This window comes from Marinobacter sp. ST-43, from assembly GCF_030541085.1.
Lineage (GTDB): Bacteria > Pseudomonadota > Gammaproteobacteria > Pseudomonadales > Oleiphilaceae > Marinobacter > Marinobacter nauticus.
Genome location: NZ_JASSVO010000010.1, coordinates 80,073 through 99,192, shown reverse-complemented (window position 1 = coordinate 99,192; position 19,120 = coordinate 80,073). Strand labels below are relative to the sequence as shown.

At 56.5% G+C, this 19,120-nt stretch carries 15 protein-coding genes; all 15 read right to left on the bottom strand.

Annotation, left to right across the window (positions count from 1 at the left end):
• Positions 1 to 27: 27 nt before the first annotated feature.
• Complete coding sequence (rplT, locus tag QPL98_RS13215) at positions 28 to 381, bottom strand: 50S ribosomal protein L20 (RefSeq protein ID WP_011785532.1); 354 nt, start codon at positions 379 to 381, stop codon at positions 28 to 30.
• 50 nt (positions 382 to 431) lie between these two features.
• Complete coding sequence (rpmI, locus tag QPL98_RS13210; protein WP_007151842.1) at positions 432 to 623, bottom strand: 50S ribosomal protein L35; 192 nt, start codon at positions 621 to 623, stop codon at positions 432 to 434.
• 92 nt (positions 624 to 715) lie between these two features.
• On the bottom strand, positions 716 to 1,261 hold the full coding sequence (gene infC / locus QPL98_RS13205) for a translation initiation factor IF-3 (protein ID WP_081432078.1): 546 nt from the start codon (positions 1,259 to 1,261) through the stop codon (positions 716 to 718).
• Positions 1,258 to 3,183, bottom strand: a complete 1,926-nt coding sequence (gene thrS / locus QPL98_RS13200; RefSeq protein ID WP_014420984.1) for a threonine--tRNA ligase — start codon at positions 3,181 to 3,183, stop codon at positions 1,258 to 1,260. The genes infC and thrS overlap by 4 nt, the downstream gene beginning before the upstream one ends.
• A 151-nt stretch (positions 3,184 to 3,334) precedes the next feature.
• Entirely contained in the window at positions 3,335 to 5,935 is a 2,601-nt protein-coding gene (locus tag QPL98_RS13195) for a TRAP transporter permease (protein ID WP_303293403.1), read from the bottom strand.
• 80 nt (positions 5,936 to 6,015) lie between these two features.
• Positions 6,016 to 6,999 (bottom strand): TAXI family TRAP transporter solute-binding subunit, encoded by a 984-nt coding sequence (locus QPL98_RS13190; RefSeq protein ID WP_011785536.1) that lies wholly within the window; start codon positions 6,997 to 6,999, stop codon positions 6,016 to 6,018.
• Between the two features lie 187 nt (positions 7,000 to 7,186).
• Entirely contained in the window at positions 7,187 to 9,574 is a 2,388-nt protein-coding gene (locus tag QPL98_RS13185) for an RND family transporter (protein WP_011785537.1), read from the bottom strand.
• Positions 9,575 to 9,620: 46 nt separating this feature from the next.
• On the bottom strand, positions 9,621 to 10,769 hold the full coding sequence (locus QPL98_RS13180; RefSeq protein WP_011785538.1) for a YCF48-related protein: 1,149 nt from the start codon (positions 10,767 to 10,769) through the stop codon (positions 9,621 to 9,623).
• Positions 10,770 to 10,914: 145 nt separating this feature from the next.
• Positions 10,915 to 12,303 (bottom strand): DUF1329 domain-containing protein, encoded by a 1,389-nt coding sequence (locus QPL98_RS13175; protein WP_011785539.1) that lies wholly within the window; start codon positions 12,301 to 12,303, stop codon positions 10,915 to 10,917.
• A gap of 205 nt (positions 12,304 to 12,508) precedes the next feature.
• Entirely contained in the window at positions 12,509 to 15,151 is a 2,643-nt protein-coding gene (pepN, locus tag QPL98_RS13170; RefSeq protein ID WP_303293402.1) for an aminopeptidase N, read from the bottom strand.
• 31 nt (positions 15,152 to 15,182) lie between these two features.
• Entirely contained in the window at positions 15,183 to 16,019 is an 837-nt protein-coding gene (locus QPL98_RS13165) for a DUF2797 domain-containing protein (RefSeq protein WP_206851308.1), read from the bottom strand.
• Positions 16,016 to 16,315, bottom strand: coding sequence for a YeaC family protein (locus QPL98_RS13160; protein WP_011785542.1), 300 nt, complete (start codon positions 16,313 to 16,315; stop codon positions 16,016 to 16,018). Before QPL98_RS13160 ends, QPL98_RS13165 begins: the two co-directional genes overlap by 4 nt.
• Before the next feature lie 175 nt (positions 16,316 to 16,490).
• Positions 16,491 to 17,195, bottom strand: a complete 705-nt coding sequence (locus QPL98_RS13155) for a rhomboid family intramembrane serine protease (RefSeq protein WP_303293401.1) — start codon at positions 17,193 to 17,195, stop codon at positions 16,491 to 16,493.
• The gene (locus tag QPL98_RS13150) at positions 17,182 to 18,195 is read right to left on the bottom strand and encodes a metallophosphoesterase (protein ID WP_303293400.1); all 1,014 of its coding nucleotides are present in this window, start codon (positions 18,193 to 18,195) and stop codon (positions 17,182 to 17,184) included. The genes QPL98_RS13155 and QPL98_RS13150 overlap by 14 nt, the downstream gene beginning before the upstream one ends.
• A 2-nt stretch (positions 18,196 to 18,197) precedes the next feature.
• Positions 18,198 to 19,082 carry an NAD(+) kinase gene (locus QPL98_RS13145; RefSeq protein WP_011785545.1) on the bottom strand — a complete coding sequence of 295 codons (885 nt, stop codon included), beginning with the start codon at positions 19,080 to 19,082 and terminating at the stop codon, positions 18,198 to 18,200.
• Positions 19,083 to 19,120 lie beyond the last annotated feature (38 nt).

The window sequence follows — 19,120 nt, the reverse complement described above, 5'->3', positions numbered from 1 at the left end:
CAGCAATCGATGAAAGAGCTTAAGCGATCACAGGGACGCTTTGGCCTTCTCAACAACAGCGGCAAACGCCTGCTGTTCGTTCATGGCCAGATCGGCCAGAACCTTACGATCGATTTCAACATTCGCCTTCTTCAGACCAGCGATCAGACGGCTGTAAGACAGACCGTTTGCACGGGCGCCAGCGTTGATACGGGCAATCCACAGAGCGCGGAATGCACGCTTACGGTTGCGACGGTCACGGTAGGCATACTGACCGGCCTTGATAACCGCTTGCTTGGCAACGCGGTAAACACGGCTACGGGCACCGTAGTAACCTTTGGCCTGATTGAGAATCTTCTTGTGACGACGACGTGCTACCACGCCACGCTTTACACGAGCCATACTTTAATCCTTCTACCTTTACTTTCTAAGGAATGATTCGCGCGGCTGAATCAGCACGCGGTCATGCGCTTGATAGACGCTACGTCCGACTTGGCGATGAGCTTGGTACCGCGCAGCTGACGCTTACGCTTCGGGCTCTTCTTGGTCAGGATGTGGCTGGTGAAGGACTGCTTGTGCTTGAAGCCAGTGGCGGTCTTCTTGAACCGCTTGGTAGCTCCGCTCTTGGTTTTCATCTTCGGCATTTTTAAAACTCCGCATTCTATTTTGGATAAACAATTGTGCCCCTGAACGACAAATCCCCCGCTAATGCGGGGGACCCGTCACGGGATCAGGTTCACTTCTTCTTGCGGGGTGCGATAACCATGGTCATCTGCCGGCCTTCCATTTTCGGCCGCATCTCAACCTGGGCTATTTCTGCCACATCTTCCTCAATCCGCTGCATGAGCTTCATACCAATTTCCTGGTGTGCCATCTCACGTCCACGGAACCGGATTGTGATCTTGCCGCGGTCCCCGTTCTCAAGGAAACGTACCAGGTTGCGTAGTTTGACCTGATAATCCCCTTCTTCCGTTCCTGGTCGGAACTTCAGCTCTTTGACCTGCGTCTGCTTCTGCTTTTTCTTGGCAGCCGCCTTGGCCTTTTTCTCTTCAAAGATCTTCTTGCCGTAGTCCATTATCTTACAGACGATCGGATCGGAATCCGTAACCTGTACCAGATCCAGGGTCGCCTCTTCCGCCATACGCAGGGCGTCTTCGATCGGAACAATCCCGACCTGATTGCCTTCGGCATCAATCAGTCGGACTTCAGTTGCGTCAATATTCTCATTGATAGGCGCCTTGGGTGCGCGCCCACCCCGATTCGCTCGCTGTTTAATAATCAGATCTCCGTTTTGGTTCTACCTTTGCGCTCGACGTCGGCTGCAAGCAGCTTTTCAAAATCGTCGACCGACATGGTTCCCAGGTCTTCGCCCTTACGTGTCCGGACGGCAACGGCGTTGTTCTCGATTTCTTTATCGCCAACAACAACCAGATAGGGAACCTTATTTAGAGTATGCTCGCGGATTTTAAAGCCGATCTTCTCGTTTCTCAAGTCAGCATTAACCCGATAGCCTAAAGAATCCAGTTTTTTGGCCAGATTCTGACAGTAATCACGCTGTTTATCGGTAATATTCAGGACAGCAACCTGTGTCGGTGCCAGCCAGGTTGGGAAAGCACCCTCGTACTCCTCGATCAGGATACCGATGAAGCGCTCAAAGGAACCCAGTACAGCCCGATGCAGCATAACCGGCGTTTTGCGCTCGGAATTGTCGGCCACATACTGCGCCCCCAGACGACCCGGCATCGAGAAGTCGACCTGGATGGTACCACACTGCCACACCCGACCGAGGCAATCTTTCAGAGAAAACTCGATCTTCGGGCCGTAGAAGGCACCTTCGCCCGGCAACAGCTCCCAGTCAACCCCTTCACGGTTCAGCGCCTGCTCGAGCGCTGCCTCGGATTTGTCCCAGACTTCGTCCGACCCGACCCGCTTTTCAGGGCGGGTGGACAGCTTGTAAAGGATTTCACTGAAGCCGAAGTCTGCATATATCTCGTGCAACATGGCAATAAATGCAGACACTTCTTCCTGGATAGCATCTTCCTCACAGAAGATATGGGCATCATCCTGGGTAAAACCACGCACCCGCATCAGTCCATGCAACGCGCCAGAAGCTTCATTCCGGTGGCAGGAGCCAAACTCGGCCAGGCGCAGCGGCAGATCCTTGTAGCTCTTCAGGCCCTGATTAAACACCTGCACGTGACACGGACAGTTCATGGGCTTGATGGCGTAATCGTGCTTCTCGGACTCAGTGGTAAACATGTCGTCCTTGAACTTGTCCCAGTGGCCGGACTTTTCCCACAGGGTCCGCGACACCACCTGAGGTGTCTTGATCTCCTTGTAGCCATGCTTATGCTGCTGGGCACGCATGTACTGTTCCACCTCCTGATAGAGGGACCAGCCATCCGGATGCCAGAACACCATACCCGGGGCTTCTTCCTGCATGTGGAACAGGCCCAGCTTCTTGCCAATCTTGCGATGATCCCTTTTTTCAGCTTCTTCCAGGCGGTGCAGGTAGGCCTTGAGGTCTTTCTTGTTACCCCAGGCAGTACCGTAGATACGCTGCAGCTGCTCATTACTGGTATCGCCACGCCAATAGGCACCGGCCACCTTGGTCAGCTTGAAGGCCTTGAGCTTACCGGTGCTGGGCACGTGAGGACCACGACACAGATCGATGAAGTCGCCCTGACGATAGAATGACAGGTCTTCCTCTCCCGGAATGTCTTCGATGATGCGAACCTTGTACTCCTCGCCCATCTCGTTAAACAGCTTGATCGCTTCGTCCCGGGACATAATGGAGCGGGAAACCGGCAGATCCTGTTTCGCGAGTTCTTCCATACGCTTTTCAATGCGCGCCATGTCTTCATTGGTAAACGGGCGCTCATATTTGAAGTCGTAGTAGAAGCCGTTCTCGATTACCGGACCGATGGTGACCTGGGCGCCAGGGAACAGCTCCTGAACCGCCATGGCCATCAGGTGAGCAGTGGAGTGGCGAATAATATCCACGCCGTCTTCATCACGCTCCGTCACAATCGCCAGCTCTGTATCGTTTTCAATCAGGTGGCTGGTATCCACAAGCTTTCCGTTAACCTTTCCGGCCAGGGCCGCTTTGGCCAGGCCCGCGCCAATGTCTGCGGCAACGTCGTGTACGGTTACGGGTTCAGCAAAACTGCGATGACTGCCATCTGGCAGGGTAATGACGGGCATGATGATCTCCTCGTGGTTTCTCAGCGGTGATCTATACCAAAGATCACTTGGTTGCCGGGCTGCGCGACACAAACCGCGAGCCGGATTTGAGGGGGAGTCTAACAGAAAAAAACCCGGCAGCAACGCCGGGTTTTTACGGAGCCGAAGCCAATCAGGCCGGCTGGGGTTGAGCATCCTCCCGTGCCTTGCGCCTGAGCTGTCCGAAAGCGACCAGGCCCAACAGTAACAGTGCCGGGATAAACATCAACTCTTTTGGTGGCCGCTCCAGCTCAATCTGGACTGCATCAATGGTCCAGCCAAACTGGATACCGGCATCTTCCGCGGCACTGCCAAAGTTGACGAAATCCACCACCAGATCACCGCCCTGCTCTGACACTTCCAGTCCTGCACCCGCCAGGCGCTCCTGCGCGGTTTCACCTTCAGGGATCTCAAGCTCGACGTAGGTGGTGACATCACTGCCATCCAGCGCCATGCCTGACACCTTCAGCACCACCTCACCGTCAGCAGGCACATCCGCCACGTATTCCATAACGGCTGTCCCCGGCCGTTCTTCGTTCGGCGGATAGATCATGTCCCACCAGAAACCGGGCCGGAACATGGTAAAGGTAATCAGCAACAACAACAGGGTTTCCCACTTCCGGCTCCGGGTGAACCAGAAGCCCTGAGTTGCCGCCGAGAACACCAGCATGGCCGTGACGGCACTGAACACCGTAACCAGCAGATCAAACCAGCCAGTCAGGCCAATCAACAACAGCTGCGTGTTGAAGATGAACATGAACGGCAGAATGGCGGTTCGAATATCGTAGGTAAAACCCTGGACACCCGTTCGGATTGGGTCTGCTCCTGAGATTGCGGCCGCCGCGTAGGCGGCCAGCCCCACGGGCGGCGTATCATCCGCCAGTATCCCGAAATAGAACACGAACAGGTGCACCGCAATCAGCGGAACAATCAGGCCATTCTGGGCCCCCAGGGTTACGATAACCGGAGCCATCAAGGTGGAAACCACAATGTAGTTGGCGGTTGTCGGCAATCCCATCCCCAGAATCAGACTGATCACAGCAGTGAAGATGAGCATCAGCAGCAGATTTCCGCCAGACAGGAATTCCACGAACTGAGTCATCACCAGGCCGATACCGGTCAGCGTCACCGTACCAACTACGATGCCGGCCGTTGCTGTCGCAACGCCGATACCCACCATGTTCCTGGCGCCGGTCGCCAGCGAATGGAACAAATCACTGATGCCGCCGGTGAACTCAGAAACCAATCCGCCATGCTTGCGGAAAAAGGCCTTCAGCGGCCGCTGGGTAATAACGATAAAGATCATGAACAAGGTCGCCCAGAAGGCAGACAGCTGGGGCGAAAAGCGTTCAACCGTCAGACACCAGACCAGCACCACCACCGGCAGCAGATAATAGAGTCCGGTTTTAACGGTGGGGCCTACCTCTGGCAACTCGTTCATTTCTTTATTGGGATCGTCTTCCTCCAGCTCCGGGAAGCGGGTGGCATAACCTACCAGGCCGACATAAATCATCACCAGAATCGGCCCAAGCACCCAGGGCGCGGCCTCACCCAACACCCCTTTGGTCCAGCCAACCCCGTAATAAACCGCGAAGGTCAGTACGATCAGGCCAATCAGAATGACCACCCAGTTCAGCATGCGCTGGGCCAGGGTTGGACGATTCAGCCGCTCTACCCCTTCCATCTTCAGCTTGCAGGCTTCCAGATGGACGATGTAAATCAGGGCAACATAGGAAATCAGTGCCGGCAGAATGGCGTGCTTGATCACCTCGAGATAGGAAATCCCCACGTACTCGACCATCAGGAAGGCCGCGGCACCCATGATGGGCGGGGTAAGCTGACCGTTGGTGGACGCAGCCACTTCAACCGCGCCGGCTTTGGTTGCCGGGAAACCGACCCGTTTCATCAGGGGGATCGTGAAGGTACCGGTGGTCACCACATTGGCGATGGAGGATCCGGAAATCACTCCACTCAGGCCACTGGAAACCACCGCCGCCTTGGCCGGGCCTCCGCGCATATGCCCCAGCATGGCGTAAGCCACCTTGATAAAGTAGTTACCGGCTCCCGCCCGCTCAAGCAAGGCACCGAACAACACAAACAGGAAAACAAAGCTGGTAGACACCCCAAGAGCAACCCCGAATACCCCCTCGGTTCCGAGCCATTGGTGGGAAGCCAGCTTGTTCAGGCTCACGCCTTTATGAGAAATCACATCCGGCATGTAAGGGCCGGCCAGTGAGTAGGCAATAAATACCGCCGCAACAACAGTCAGCGGGAGCCCAAGGGCCCTCCGGGTAGCTTCCAGCAGCAATACCAGGCCGCCCAACGCCACCCAGAGATCCATGGTGGTTGGCGCCCCCGGCCTCTGCGAAAGAGCATCATAAAAAACATAAAGATAGGAAGCCGCAAATGCAGCAGCCAAAGCCAACACCCAGTCATATATGGGCACCTTGTTGGCATGCACCCCCTTGATCATCGGGAATGCCGAGAATGCAAGAAACACCGCAAACGCCAGATGGATTGAGCGCGCTTCGGTGGAACTGAATATTCCGAAATTCAGAATGAACGGCAGGGGTGATGCAATCCAGAGCTGGAACAACGACCAGCACACCGGAACGATGAACAGGATAACCGCTGCAGGCCCGGTCAGCGCCCGGCCTCCGGTTTCGGTCTGCAATACCTGTTCTACCTTGCTGGCATCAACTCCCGCCCCGGTACCGGGGTCATTCTTTGCCATAGAATGTTCCTGTGATGGGAAATAACCTTACTGAATCAACAGAGCGGGCCTCAGCCCGCTCTGTTGACATGTCTGGCCGATCAGTCGATCAGGCCAGCCTCGCGATAGTACTTGGCCGCGCCCGGGTGCAGCGGCGCACTCAGGGCATCAGAGACCATTTCTTCTTTCTTCAGGTTGCCGAAGGCAGGGTGCAGACGCTTGAAGCTGTCGAAGTTCTCGAACACGGCCTTGACCACTTCGTAAACGACATCTTCCGGAACGTCAGTTGAGGAAACGAACGTAGCAGCCACACCGAAGGTAGTTACATCTTCGTCGGAACCACGGTACATACCACCCGGAATCACTGCCTTACGGTAGTAGGGGTTTTCCTTGATCAACGCTTCCGTCGCCTTGTTGTCAACGGCAACAATTACACTGTCACAGGACGTGGTGGCTTCCTTGATGGCACCGGAGGGGTGGCCAACGGTGTAGAAGAAAGCGTCAATGTTGCCATCGCACAGCGCCTGGGACTGCTCGGCAGCCTTGATCTCAGCCGCCAGCGAGAACTTATCCATGGTCCAGCCCATTTCATCCATCAGCACTTCTGCTGTGGCGCGTTGGCCAGAACCCGGATTACCCACAGACACGCGCTTGCCTTCCAGGTCTTCAAAGGTCTTGATGCCGGAACCTTTGCTGGCAACCACGGTGAACGGCTCAGGGTGCAGCGAGAAGACCGCACGCAGCTTCTCGTTTTTGCCCGCATCTTCAAACTGGCTGGTGCCATTGTAGGCGTGGTATTGCCAGTCGGACTGGGCAACAGCCAGATCCAGCTCGCCCTGGCGAATGGCGTTCAGGTTGTAAACGGAGCCACCGGTACTCTCAACCGAGCAACGGATACCATGCTCCTTGCGATCCATATTCACCAGGCGACAGATAGCGCCACCCGCCGGATAATAAACGCCGGTAACACCACCGGTACCGATGGTCACGAAGCGCTGTTCCTGCGCGGAAACCGCAGAGGACGCGGCACCCAGGCTCACGGCGGCTGCAACGGCAAAAGCGGACGCTTTGAGTTTCAGTGTCATGTGTGCTCTTCCTTTTCTTGATAGTTATAGTCGATTACCCGCACGGGTATACGGGCAAACATCCGGTTCGTTCTAGAACATAGAACACTTCTGGCCATAAATAAAGGAAGGATTAGCACGCTAACCAGCTGACCTATCAACAAAAAAGCCCGCACAGGCGGGCTTTTTTGCTGGTTCAGGGCGATTTTCAGGACTTCGCAGCCCGTGCTTTCGCCAGCATCTTGTCCGGGCGAAGCAGGAATCTCGCCAGGGCCGGCAGCAGCCAGATTGCCCCTACCATGTTCCACAGGAACATGAAGAACAGCAGGAAGCCCATGTCCGCCTGGAACTTTATCGGAGAGAATATCCAGGTCACAACACCAAGACCCAGAGTCACACCGGTAAAGATAACCGCCTTACCGGTGGAGCGCAGGGTTTCATAGTACGCCTCCTGCAGCGTCTTGCCCTCCAGCAGGAACTTTTCAAGTTTGCTGTAGATATAGATACCGTAGTCCACACCGATACCCACACCCAACGCAATCACCGGCAGCGTGGCCACCTTGATGCCGATACCGGACACCGCCATGATCGCCTCACACAGGATGGAGGTCAGGCCCAGCGGAATCACAATACAGGCCACAGCCCTGATGGAGCGGAAGGTCAGGAAGCAGAGCAAACTCACTACGCCATACACCAGCAGCAACATCATGTCCTTGGCGTTCGAGATCACCTCGTTAGTCGCCGCTTCGATACCGGCGTTACCAGCTGCCAGCAGGAAGGTATGCTCCTCGTTGCTGTTGGCATCGGCGAACTGTTCGACCCGCTCGACTACCGTTTCCAGAGTTTCCGCCTTGTGATCTTCCAGGAACACCAGAACCGGCGTGAGGCTGCAGTTGGTATTAATCAAACCTGCCGGCGCGTCACGAATGGAGGCATTGATGATGGTCTGGTTGCGGGAAATCTCGTACCACTTCCAGTTACCCTCGTTCAGAGCCTTGGTAACCAGCTTGGAGACATCAGCCAGGGAGGCGGAGCTCTGCACACCCGGAGTGTTCTGCAGCTCCCACTGCAGACTGTCCATGGCCCGGAGTACGTTGTACTGGGTACATTGTTCTTCCGGGGTCTTCACCATCACCACAAGCACGTCTGCACTGGTGGAATAATTGTTGATGATGTAGGCGTTATCCTTGTTATAGCGGGAATCCGGGCGCAATTCGGGCGCACCCTGGTCCAGGTCACCCACTTTCAGGTCCTGCTTGTAGTACATGCCCAGCCCCAGGCCGATCACCGCGATCAGCAGGGAAATCGGCGCAACCCCCGGATGGGAGAAGTAGGACATGACCCGCCACTTGCGGTCCTGCTTTTCACCATGATTCTGAACATGCTGAACACCGCCTTTGGAGATGCCGATGTAAGACATGATCAGAACGTGCAGCACCAGGTTGGTAATGATGACGAACGCCACACCCAGACCGGCCGCCACAGCCAGATCACGAATAACGTCGATTTCGATAAACACCAGCGTGAGGAAGCCGACAGCGTCAGAAATCAACGCCAGCATGCCCGGAATATAAAGAGCCCGGAACGCCAGACGAGCTGAGGTGACGGCATCGAAACCCTTGGCCGACTCAACCGCCATGGCATTAACGATCTGAACCCCATGACTGATACCGATCGCGAACACCAGAAACGGCACCAGTACCGAGTATGGATCCAGGCCATAGCCCAGCAGCCGCAGGGCCCCCAACTGCCAGAACACGGCAATGATTGAGGTAAAGATCGGCACCAGGGTTCCGGCGATGCAGCGGGAATACCAGAACAGCAGCAGCGTGGTCAGCAGAATGGTAATGCCGGCAAACCAGGCAATGGAGCCGATACCTTCAATCAGGTCACCGACTTTCTTGGCGAAACCAACAATGTGAATATTGACGTTCGGATTCTGTGCTTCGTACTTCTCCCGGATCTTCTCTTCCAGCTCACGGGAGAATGCTGCGTAATCCAGAGCCTCACCAGTTTCCGGATTTTTCTCATACAGGGGAGCATACACAATCGTGGACTTGAAGTTGTCTGATATCAGACGGCCCACTTCGTTCGAACGCAATACGTTCTGGCGCAACTGCTCCAGGCTCTCCCGGGAGCCATCGTAGCCATCCGGAATAACCGTACCGCCCTGGAAGCCCTGCTCGGTAACCTCTACCCAGCGAACGTTCGATGTCCACAAGGTTTTCAGGCCGGAACGGTCCACCCCATTCAGATAGAACACCTCATCGGTGATCTGCTTGAGGGTTTCCATGTATTCGGCAGTAAAGATGTCGCCTTCTTCCACGGCAACCGCAATCCGGACAAAGTTACCCAGGTTGTCCAGGTCGTCCCGGTGATCCAGCATATTGACGATGTACGGATGTTCCAGCGGAATCATCCGCTCAAAACTGGCATCCGGCTGAATTTTGATGGCGTTGTAGCCAAGAAACAGCGTCAGCACAAAAAAGGCGACCAGGATCAGCGCCCGGTTGTTGAAAAGTAAACGCTCAAGGAACGGTTCCGCCTTGGGCGTTGTCAGGTAATGTTCACCCCTGTCATGCATCGGGTCAGACATTAAAAAACCCCTCTATCCATTAATCCGTTGATGCCACACCAGGGCGTTAATTCAGGTTCCGGCCGCGAGCGTCGGTAATCTCAACACCGCCTTCGCCGACCAGCAATAGATTGGTTCCCGGCAATGGAACCACACCCATGACACCTTCCCGGTCATTGCGGAAGTAGGGGCGGAAGCTTTCACCATTGTTGGTGCTCATCAGCACTGCGCCGCCATTTCCCACCAGGGTAATGCGTCCATCCTCGGCCACCGCCGCGTTATTCAGGGTGGCGCCGCCCTCATTGGGCACCATGGTCCAGCTACGGCCAAGATCGGTCGACAGCAGAGTGTTGCCCCGCAAGCCGAACGCCAGCACCTCGTTCACCCGTCCGGTTCCGGTGACGCCAAACAGGGAGCCATCGTATGGGCTTTCCCGCTTCTCCCAGGATTCGCCGCCGTCAACAGAAACGTGAATCTGACCAGCTTCACCGACCACCACCAGCGCACCACCCGCTACCTCGGCGATGCTGTTGTAGTGGAAGTTGGTTGGGTTATCGAGTTTCGGCGCCCAGTCTTCCCAGGTCTGCCCACCATCCTGGGTTCGCAGAATCATGCCATAGGCACCCACCACAAAACCGTGGTTCTCGTCTTCGAACCAGACATCAAGGAACGGGTTAACCGGCCCGATTTCCATATCTGCCTGGGTGTTTTCGAGGGCGAAGAACAGATCGTCAAGCGCCCACTCCAGGTCAGCCTTCTCTTCTTCCGGAGCCTGTTCAATGCGCTCTTCCAGCTCAGCAATCTGGTCTTCCTTGCTGGCAATCACCAGCTCGGCGGCCTGAATACCATCGAGCTGCAGCTCCCAGGTCTCCCCGGAATCGCTGGAATGCAGCACAACACCGCTGTGGCCAACCACCCAGCCATGCTGCTCGGTGCCAAAATCAACGGCGGTCAACGTGACCGCCACCGGCACCTCGGCCTGCGTCCACGACTGGCCCTGATCGTCGGAATAGATTACGTGCCCACGCTCACCCACTGACACGATTCGATCGCCTGCGCGGGTTGCGTCGGTCAGTAGTGACTGGGGAGCCAGTTCTGTTGGCCTCGCCGGTGTCTCGATAATATCCGCGAGTGCAAATGCCGCTGGAGCTGCCAGTGCCATAGAGAGGCCAAGGCAGGCAGTTCCCAGTGTCTCGCACATGAACCTTTTAGCCATTCAGATTGCCTTTACGTTGGTTAAATCCTGATGCGCCTGCTGCACGACTGGCAGCAGCCTTCGCAAACAAACCGGCAGCCCCCTGGGCCGCCGGTCGACATCCTGCTTGTGGCCTCGGGCGCCGGATCAAACCGGCGCCGAAGCCTCAGCGTACGCTTCGCCTGCGCAAAGAAGCTGGCGAGAAGTACCGTGTGTTTGGTACATCATTGGTAAATACACGGGTATTCGGCTCTTCGGTATCCAGACCCAACACGTGATATCGACGGGCCTGGAGATCGTGATACACATCAAGCACCGTCCAAACTCCCGGCAACTCGTAGTAGTTCTTGGGAATACCCATGGTCACACGCCAGAGATTGCCGCGACCGTCATACTGGTCGAGCAATACGGTGTTCCAGCTGTCTTCATCCACATAGAAGCGACGCTTACCATAGATGTGACGCTCACCTTCCTTGAGGGTCGCTTCGACCACGTGCACGCGGTGCAGCTCCCAGCGGGTCAGATCAGGATTGAGGTGGGACATACCCAGAATTTCAGAGTAAGGCGTACCCTTCTCACCGATCCGGTAATTGTTGTAGGGAATGTAGATTTCCCGAACACCTTCGTAATCCCAGTTATAGCGATCCATGGCACCGTTGAAGATATCGGTGTCATCAGCGGTACGCAGGTTATCAGAGGCCGCAATCGGTGAGTCGTAGCCCAGGTTCGGAGCACGGCGGACACGACGCTGACCAGCGTTATAGCCCCAGCCATTGCGCGGATTGATGATCTGGTTCAGGGTTTCGTGAATCAGAATGGCGCCACCGGCAAGACGGGGTGGCGACTGAGTGAACGAGAGATAGTAGAAGATCACGTTGTCCAGATCTTCTTCACCACCCTCAGGGTTGTAGAAGTTGAAGAACGCTTCCTGCTGAGAGGTCACCAGGCTGTAGTCGCCGTTGGTCTGAACCGCCACCTCACTGGAGCGCCGGGTGACAGACACACCGCGCCAACGGGTCAGGTGGTTCCAGATTACCTGCCAGGCCTTTTCTTCGTTATTGCCGTGAAGAATCGGGAAAGGATAGCCACCAAAGGCACCCTCAATACCCTCTGCCTCACCCACAATCTCGGCATTCACCGCGTTCTTACGGGTGTTTTCAGCCACCCATTCGGGCACCGCGTGGGTGCGCCGGGACTGATACACGGGTATGCGGAAGGTAGTCGGGTAGGTTTCCAGCATCGCCCGGACGCCATCGGTCAGATACTCGCTGTACTGATCCATGTTGGAGGCTGTAATGGTAAACAGCACTTCGTCGTCGGGGAATGGATTGATATGGTGCTGCCCGCTGCCCTCGTAGCCAGCCGGCGGCTCCGTCAGGCCGCCATCCCACGCCGGAATGGTGCCGGCATCGTTACCGGCCTTGGGTGAACCGAACGGGGTGAGATCCTGGCCAAGGCGCGCTGCCTCGGATGAAGACACTGCCGCCTGAAGTGGCGAAGCAGCAAAGGACAGAGCCAGCAACCCGCCAAACAAAACGTTTTTGTTGTATCTCATTGTGCAACCTTAAATCCGTCTGGAAGCCTCTGTGGGCCTTTTTGTTATCGTCTGATGCAATCACAGACTTTCTGACAGATTAGCCGATCCGGCAACATTGTCTATCGACCGAAAGTGCGATTTTGTATCCGGCTGTGACGACGGCTTTACAATCACAGCCAGACAAAGGGCCCCACGGCATCAGTCACGGGGCCAGGCTCCGGCGTTAGTCTGCCAGGCTCTTGTGTACTACTTCATACACGTCTCGGGACAACTCGGCTTTATCGCGAATCCGCTCCAGTGCCGATTTCATCTGTTTGCTATACCCGGGCGCGAACTTCCGCCAACGGGTCAGCGGTGCCACCAGTCGCGCCGCAATCTGAGGATTGCTGTCATCCAGTCGGCATACCTGCTCGGCAAGGAATTCATACCCGCTGCCGTCAGGATTGTGGAATGCCGCCAGGTTCTGGGCCGCAAAGGCACCCACCACAGAGCGCACCTTGTTCGGGTTCTTCCAGTCAAACGCCGGGTGGTCGAGCAACTGCCGGATCTGCGGCAGCTGACCTGCACGATCGCTGGAAGCCTGCACCGAGAACCACAACTCTACCACTTGCGGGTCGTCGCTGAATCGCTTGTAAAAGGCTTCCAGGGCCTGTGTTCGATCTTCCGCGAAATCAGAATTCACCAACGCTCGCAGTGCGCCGAGCCGGTCAGTCATGTTATCAGCGCCCCGGAACTGCTCTTTGGCCAGCGCCAGCGCTTCCTGATCACCAATATGTAGCAACCAGCCCAGCGCGGTGTTACGGAGACTGCGGCGGGCAATGGCCTCGGGCGTCAGCTGGTAATCGCCCTGCCCGGCGTTACGCTGATAACAGGCCATGAGTTCATCCCGCAGGCCTTCAGCCAAATAACCAAGCACCTTTTCACGGGCCTGGTGAATGGCAGCAACATCAGCCTGCTCCGCCAGCTCAATGAGATAGGCCTCTGAAGGCAACTGCAGCATCTTTGCCATCAGAGCCTGATCCAGCTCGCTGTCCTGCAGCAACGACCGATAGGCATCCACCAGGCGCGGCTCCACCCCGGCAGACTCCGGAGCCCCCACCAGAGACTGAATAACGTCCACGGCCAGGCGCTGACCTGCGTCCCAGCGGTTAAAACCGTCCGGATCATGGCTCATCAGGAACAGTAGTTGCTCCCGCGTCCAGGGGTAGTGCACCCGCACGGGGGCAGAAAAATCTCTCAGCAGAGAAGGTACCGGGCGCTCCGACAGGCCCTCAAACTCAAAGCAGTGTTCCGCCTGGCTCAGCTCCAGCACCCGCTCCAGAGGCGCTTCGCCACTCTCACCACTCAGCTTCAGGGGCAGAGGCTGCCCGTCGGCGCCCAGAAGCCCGAGCGCAAACGGAATATGCTGCGGCTTCTTGTCGGTCTGGCCCGGCGTGTCAGGAATACTCTGGCGCACGGTAAGCCGATAGACACCGCGCGACTCGTCGTACTCATCAGACACCGAAACCACCGGCGTGCCGGCCTGCTCATACCATAGCCGGAACTGGCCCAGGTCCCGCCCGGACGCGTCTTCCATAGCGCGAACAAAATCATCGGTGGTGACCGCCTGCCCGTCATGGCGCTGGAAGTACAGATCGCTGCCCTTACGGAACATCTCGTCACCAAGGAGGTTGTGGATCATCCGAACCACTTCGGCACCCTTTTCGTAGATGGTCAGGGTATAGAAGTTGGAGATTTCCATGTAAGACGCCGGGCGCACCGGGTGGGCCATGGGGCCGGCATCCTCGGCAAACTGTGCTGTGCGCAACAGGGTGGCATCCTCTATTCGTTTCACCGTCGGCGATCCCATATCGGCAGAGAACTGGGAATCCCGGAACACCGTAAAACCCTCTTTCAGGCTCAGCTGAAACCAGTCGCGGCAGGTTACCCGGTTGCCGGACCAGTTATGGAAGTATTCGTGGGCGACGATGGCCTCGATACGCTGGAAGGCGGCGTCCGTGGCAGTCTCCTGACTGGCCAGCACACACGAAGAGTTGAAAATATTCAGCCCTTTGTTTTCCATGGCGCCCATGTTGAAGTCGTCCACCGCCACGATCATGAAGATATCCAGGTCGTACTCCCGCCCGTAGACCTCTTCGTCCCAGCGCATGGAACGCTTGAGGGCATCCATCGCGAAATCACACTTCTTCGCGTTGCGGGGCTCGACATACATCCGCAGATCAATGTTGCGGCCGGAACAGGTGGTGAAGGTATCTTTTTTCTCCACCAGGTCTCCGGCTACCAGGGCAAAGAGGTAAGCCGGCTTGGGGAACGGGTCTTCCCAGGTGACAAAATGGCGACCGTTTTCCAGCTCGCCGTTATCCACCGGGTTACCATTGGAAAGCAGCACGGGATAGGCGCTTTTGTCTGCCTCGATACGGGTACGGAAGCGTGCCATGACATCCGGCCGGTCCGGATAGAAGGTAATGCAGCGAAACCCTTCCGCCTCGCACTGAGTGCAGAACATACCGGAGGACTTGTACAAACCTTCCAGCCGGGTGTTGTTCTGAGGTTCGATCCAGGTCACTACCTGCAGCTCGAATTTTTCCGGTACCGAGGGCACGACCAGCGCATCGCCACGGTCTTCGAACTCACCGGTGCGTAGAGGCGAGCCATTCAGGGCAACCGATTCCAGTTGCAGACTATCACCGTGCAGAAACAGAGGGGCAGCGCTCTCCCCGGAGTCCGGGTTGCGGCGCACAGTCAGGGTACTGTGCACACGGGCGCCGTCTTCAAATAATTCGAAACGCAGATCCACCTGATCAACCAGATACGCAGGAACCTTGTATTCACTCAGGTAAATGGTTTGTGGCTGGTTGGTTCGCATTCATACTCTCCAGAGAAAAGACGTGGCGGATTCAGTCAAGAACCCGGAACCGGACTTCATAGCCGGTAAACTTGCGGATATTGATTACACCGGTGTCGAGCATCAGATACTGGCCTTTGATACCTTCCAGCAAGCCTTCCACTTCCGGCGTTTTGTCCAGATTATGGGTTTTCACCTTGGCCGGCCATACCTGAACCGGATAACCCAGCCCAAGTGTGGCTTCGTCCACAATTCGTATGCTGTCTTCACCATGCTGCGCCCGCAATTGCGCCAGGTCGTCTGCGATCAAGTCCAACAGGCGCTCACGCTCCTGCACCAGATCCAGCTCCGGCACATCACCCTTTAGCATGGCTCGCCAGTTGGTGCGGTCGGCCACGTGGTTCTTGCACGCCACTTCCACCAGACCAGACAGGTAACGGCTGGCGACCCGCAGCATCGGTATCGCCGTTACCGCCCCCTGATCAATCCAGCGGGTCGGTACCTGGGTGGCCCGTGTTATACCCACTTTCAAGCCGCTGGAATTGGCCAGATACACAACATGTTCAACCATGCAGTTGGCCTCGCCCCACTCCGGCTCCCGGCAGGTACCCAGGTGATAGTGGCATTTTTCCGGGCTCATGATGCAGCTGTCGCAGGCGGCCAGCTTTCGGAAACACGGATAGCAGTAGCCCTGATTGAAACTCTTTTTGGTGGTGCGATCGCAATGAATACAGCGAATCACGCCATCAAAATTCAGCCGGACCTTATGACCAATAAGGTCATTCAGGGTAATGCGGTTGTCGCCGATGGCCAGGTTATAGGCCACCGGGTCGCCGGCCTCGGCCGGCATCTTACGAAGCCGGCCGGTTACATCAATGGATTCGCTCAAACCTTGACCTCAACAAACTGATCGGGGTCCACATCGTTGTTGCCCTGGCGATCTTTGCGGAACTGCACAGACGGATCGCAAGCGGTACCGGCTTTCTCGCCACGGTCCAGGTATCCCACTCGCTGTTCTTCCGGCACGTTGTGCTTCTCTTCGTAATAAATCACCGCTTCCAGGCTGATAGCGCGCTGCTCACGGGTCAGCGCGCGACCATCTGGCCATTTGCCAAGCTCAATGGCCCGTTTCAGGTTGCGGTAAACCGTCGGGTCCAGCCGCTCAATCAGTTCTTCGTATGTCATTCCCGCCTCCTGAACGTTTCTTCATATAAAAAAATGCCAAGACCGTTTGACAATTAAAAATGATAACGATTATCATTAATTCACCAAATGACAACGGTCGTATCATTTGGTCTCTCTCATCAGGAGCTAAAAGCTCTTTTAACAGCCTCACCTTTTGGTGGGGCTTTTTTTTGTTTCAGCGTCGGTATCGACGAGGAGGCATGATCGCCGCCATCGCCAACCCGGCCAGAAAACCGCCCAGGTGTGCCTCATTGGCCATGCGACCCACGCCAATCATCTCCGGCACTGGCGTAAAGCCAATGATCATCCACACCAGAGCAAAGGTCACGAGTGCCGGCGGAAACTGAAAACGCGGCAGTCTTCGCTGGCTCAACCAGCAATAACCGAGAATACCGTACACCACTCCCGAGAGCCCGCCGAACAGCGGGCCGGACACCAGATACTGTAGAAGATTGGACGCCAGACTGGTGACCAGAAACAGTCCTACCAGCCGTGGCCGGCCGTCCATCCATTCGATCTGACTGCCCAGGAACCAGAGCATCACCGAGTTGAAGATGATATGGGTCCAGCTGAAATGCAGGAAATCCGGCGTCAGCAGCCTCCAGACCTGGCCTCCCGAAAGGGTGATAGAGAGCGCTTCCAGGCGCCCTGCCAGTGTGCTGAAGGTATCCCAGCTGAACGGCCGGGGGTCGACAATCATCATAGCGGCGGCAAAATTGCTCTGCCCCATGCCGGTCAGCCATACCATCACCACGGCAACCACGATGACGCCAATGACAAAAGGGGCATGACGGGGCGCCGGCTGCCAGCGGCCGCCAGGAGTGATCGGGGAAGACGACGGACTATCCAAAACTACCTCTCTGGTGTTAGCGGGCGACACTATCTTCGCTGGTCGGGTAATCGGGCTGCTCCGGCCGGTCAACATCAACCCAGACAAATTTGTCCGAAGAGAGCACTTTTTCCCCATCAAACCGATAGGCCACCAATTTGCCATACTTCACGGCGCTGAAATCAATACACGCCACATTGTGCTTGAGCGGAGCAGGGGCACCCTCCATCCAGTAATGCCCGACAAACACCGGCGGTGCGTCCTGTGGATAGGTAATCAGCTGCTTGCGCTCCTCCTCGCGCAAAGTCCTGCTGGCCACCTCCGGCGGCAGCGGGTCCGGCTGGAACACCACATCTGCATAGGTTTGCGGGTCGTCTGCCCAGAACTTGGTACGGAAGAACTGCCGGACGTAGCCATCCCGGCCCGTAATGGACATCCCTTCCGGCAGGCGCAGGTCAGTTCCGCGCAACAGGGTATCCATCACCTGCCCGGCAAAGGATTCGATGGCCGCCGAGGCGTGCAGGAAATCCTCGTCGATACAGGCACCGCCCTGGCTCTGGCGGAACTGATCAATCAGGGTCTGATCCCAGCAGGCATGCACCACGCGGAAGCCATCCTCATCAATGAACAGCGGAATGCTATAAAACCACTCCAGAAATTCGTTCCATTCATGTGGATACGCATCAAACTGCTCAAGAGTTTCCTTGATCAGCCGATCGTGGCGGGCATTGTGTTCCCTCAGAAATTTCTTGCCGCTGCCTGGCCGTGCCCGGGTGCAGTAACCCAGTGCGTTGTACTCGTGGTTGCCCATGACAATTCGGGCAAAGCCGTGTTCCACCATGTCCCGCACCAGGTGCAACGATTCCCGGATTCTCGGCCCGCGATCAATGATATCGCCGATAAAAATAGCCTGCCGGCTGGGGTGCTGGTAAATGCCGTTCAGCTTCCGGTACCCCATCTGTTCCAGCAATCGTTCCAGCGTATGGGCGCAGCCGTGGATGTCACCAATAATGTCGTAGCCGCGATGTGCGGTTGTCTTGATTGCCGCCATGATCAACTCGCTGCTATTTCGCTTGCCCAGCCCAGCTTATCCCGGCAGGTCGCGTAGAAATTGTGATCGGTGGGATGGATCAGACGGATCTTGAACGGTTTTTTGGTGATTCGGATGATATCGCCCGGGGCACAGGCGATGTTCATCTGGCCATCGAAGCTGACCTGCGGATAGGTCTCATTGGTTTCGCCGATCACCAGTTTGATCTCGCTCTTGCCATCGACCACGATCGGGCGACTGCTCAAGGTGTGGGGGAACATGGGCACCAGCACCACCGCATCCAGCTTCGGGTGCATGATCGGGCCACCAGCCGACAGCGAATAGGCCGTGGAGCCGGTGGGCGTAGCGACAATCAAACCATCTGAACGCTGGCTGTAGACGAAGTGACCGTCGATAAACAGGTCAAAGCCAATCATTCGCGTGGATTTGCCCGGGTGCAGAACCACATCGTTCAATGCCGAGCCATAACCCAATGGCTGGCCATTGCGCTCAACGTGACCATCCAGCAGAAACCGGGACTCTTCGATGTAATCGCCCTCAAGAACCCGGGCCAGGCGCTCTTCAAGATCCGAGGGCGAAATGTCGGTGAGGAACCCCAGTCGACCGCGGTTCACACCGAGAATTGGAATCTTGGACTTGGCCAGCTCCCTCGCCGCGCCCAGCAGGCTGCCATCGCCGCCGACCACGATCACCAGATCACAGATCTCGCCCAAGAGCTTCTTGCTGGCCACCTGCAGACCATGGCCGGGAATCATGGTGGAGGTGTCTTCCTCGATGATCACATGATAATTGTTGGCGGTAAGGTACTGTTTGAGCTGCCGTAAAGACTCCACCACCTTGACGCTGCCCATGCGCCCGACGATGCCGATATTCCTGAACTGGTCCATGAAGTGTCCCGTGGTCTCTGAATGAAACAGGCAACAGT

Bases quoted from the DNA above. Each gene is read 5' to 3' on its own strand.
- rplT (WP_011785532.1), bottom strand. From the start codon at position 381: ATGGCTCGTGTAAAGCGTGGCGTGGTAGCACGTCGTCGTCACAAGAAG.
- rpmI (WP_007151842.1), bottom strand. From the start codon at position 623: ATGCCGAAGATGAAAACCAAGAGCGGAGCTACCAAGCGGTTCAAGAAG.
- thrS (WP_014420984.1), bottom strand. From the start codon at position 3,183: ATGCCCGTCATTACCCTGCCAGATGGCAGTCATCGCAGTTTTGCTGAA.
- QPL98_RS13195 (WP_303293403.1), bottom strand. From the start codon at position 5,935: ATGGCAAAGAATGACCCCGGTACCGGGGCGGGAGTTGATGCCAGCAAG.
- QPL98_RS13190 (WP_011785536.1), bottom strand. From the start codon at position 6,999: ATGACACTGAAACTCAAAGCGTCCGCTTTTGCCGTTGCAGCCGCCGTG.
- QPL98_RS13185 (WP_011785537.1), bottom strand. From the start codon at position 9,574: ATGTCTGACCCGATGCATGACAGGGGTGAACATTACCTGACAACGCCC.
- QPL98_RS13180 (WP_011785538.1), bottom strand. From the start codon at position 10,769: ATGGCTAAAAGGTTCATGTGCGAGACACTGGGAACTGCCTGCCTTGGC.
- QPL98_RS13175 (WP_011785539.1), bottom strand. From the start codon at position 12,303: ATGAGATACAACAAAAACGTTTTGTTTGGCGGGTTGCTGGCTCTGTCC.
- pepN (WP_303293402.1), bottom strand. From the start codon at position 15,151: ATGCGAACCAACCAGCCACAAACCATTTACCTGAGTGAATACAAGGTT.
- QPL98_RS13160 (WP_011785542.1), bottom strand. From the start codon at position 16,315: ATGACATACGAAGAACTGATTGAGCGGCTGGACCCGACGGTTTACCGC.
- QPL98_RS13150 (WP_303293400.1), bottom strand. From the start codon at position 18,195: ATGGCGGCAATCAAGACAACCGCACATCGCGGCTACGACATTATTGGT.
- QPL98_RS13145 (WP_011785545.1), bottom strand. From the start codon at position 19,082: ATGGACCAGTTCAGGAATATCGGCATCGTCGGGCGCATGGGCAGCGTC.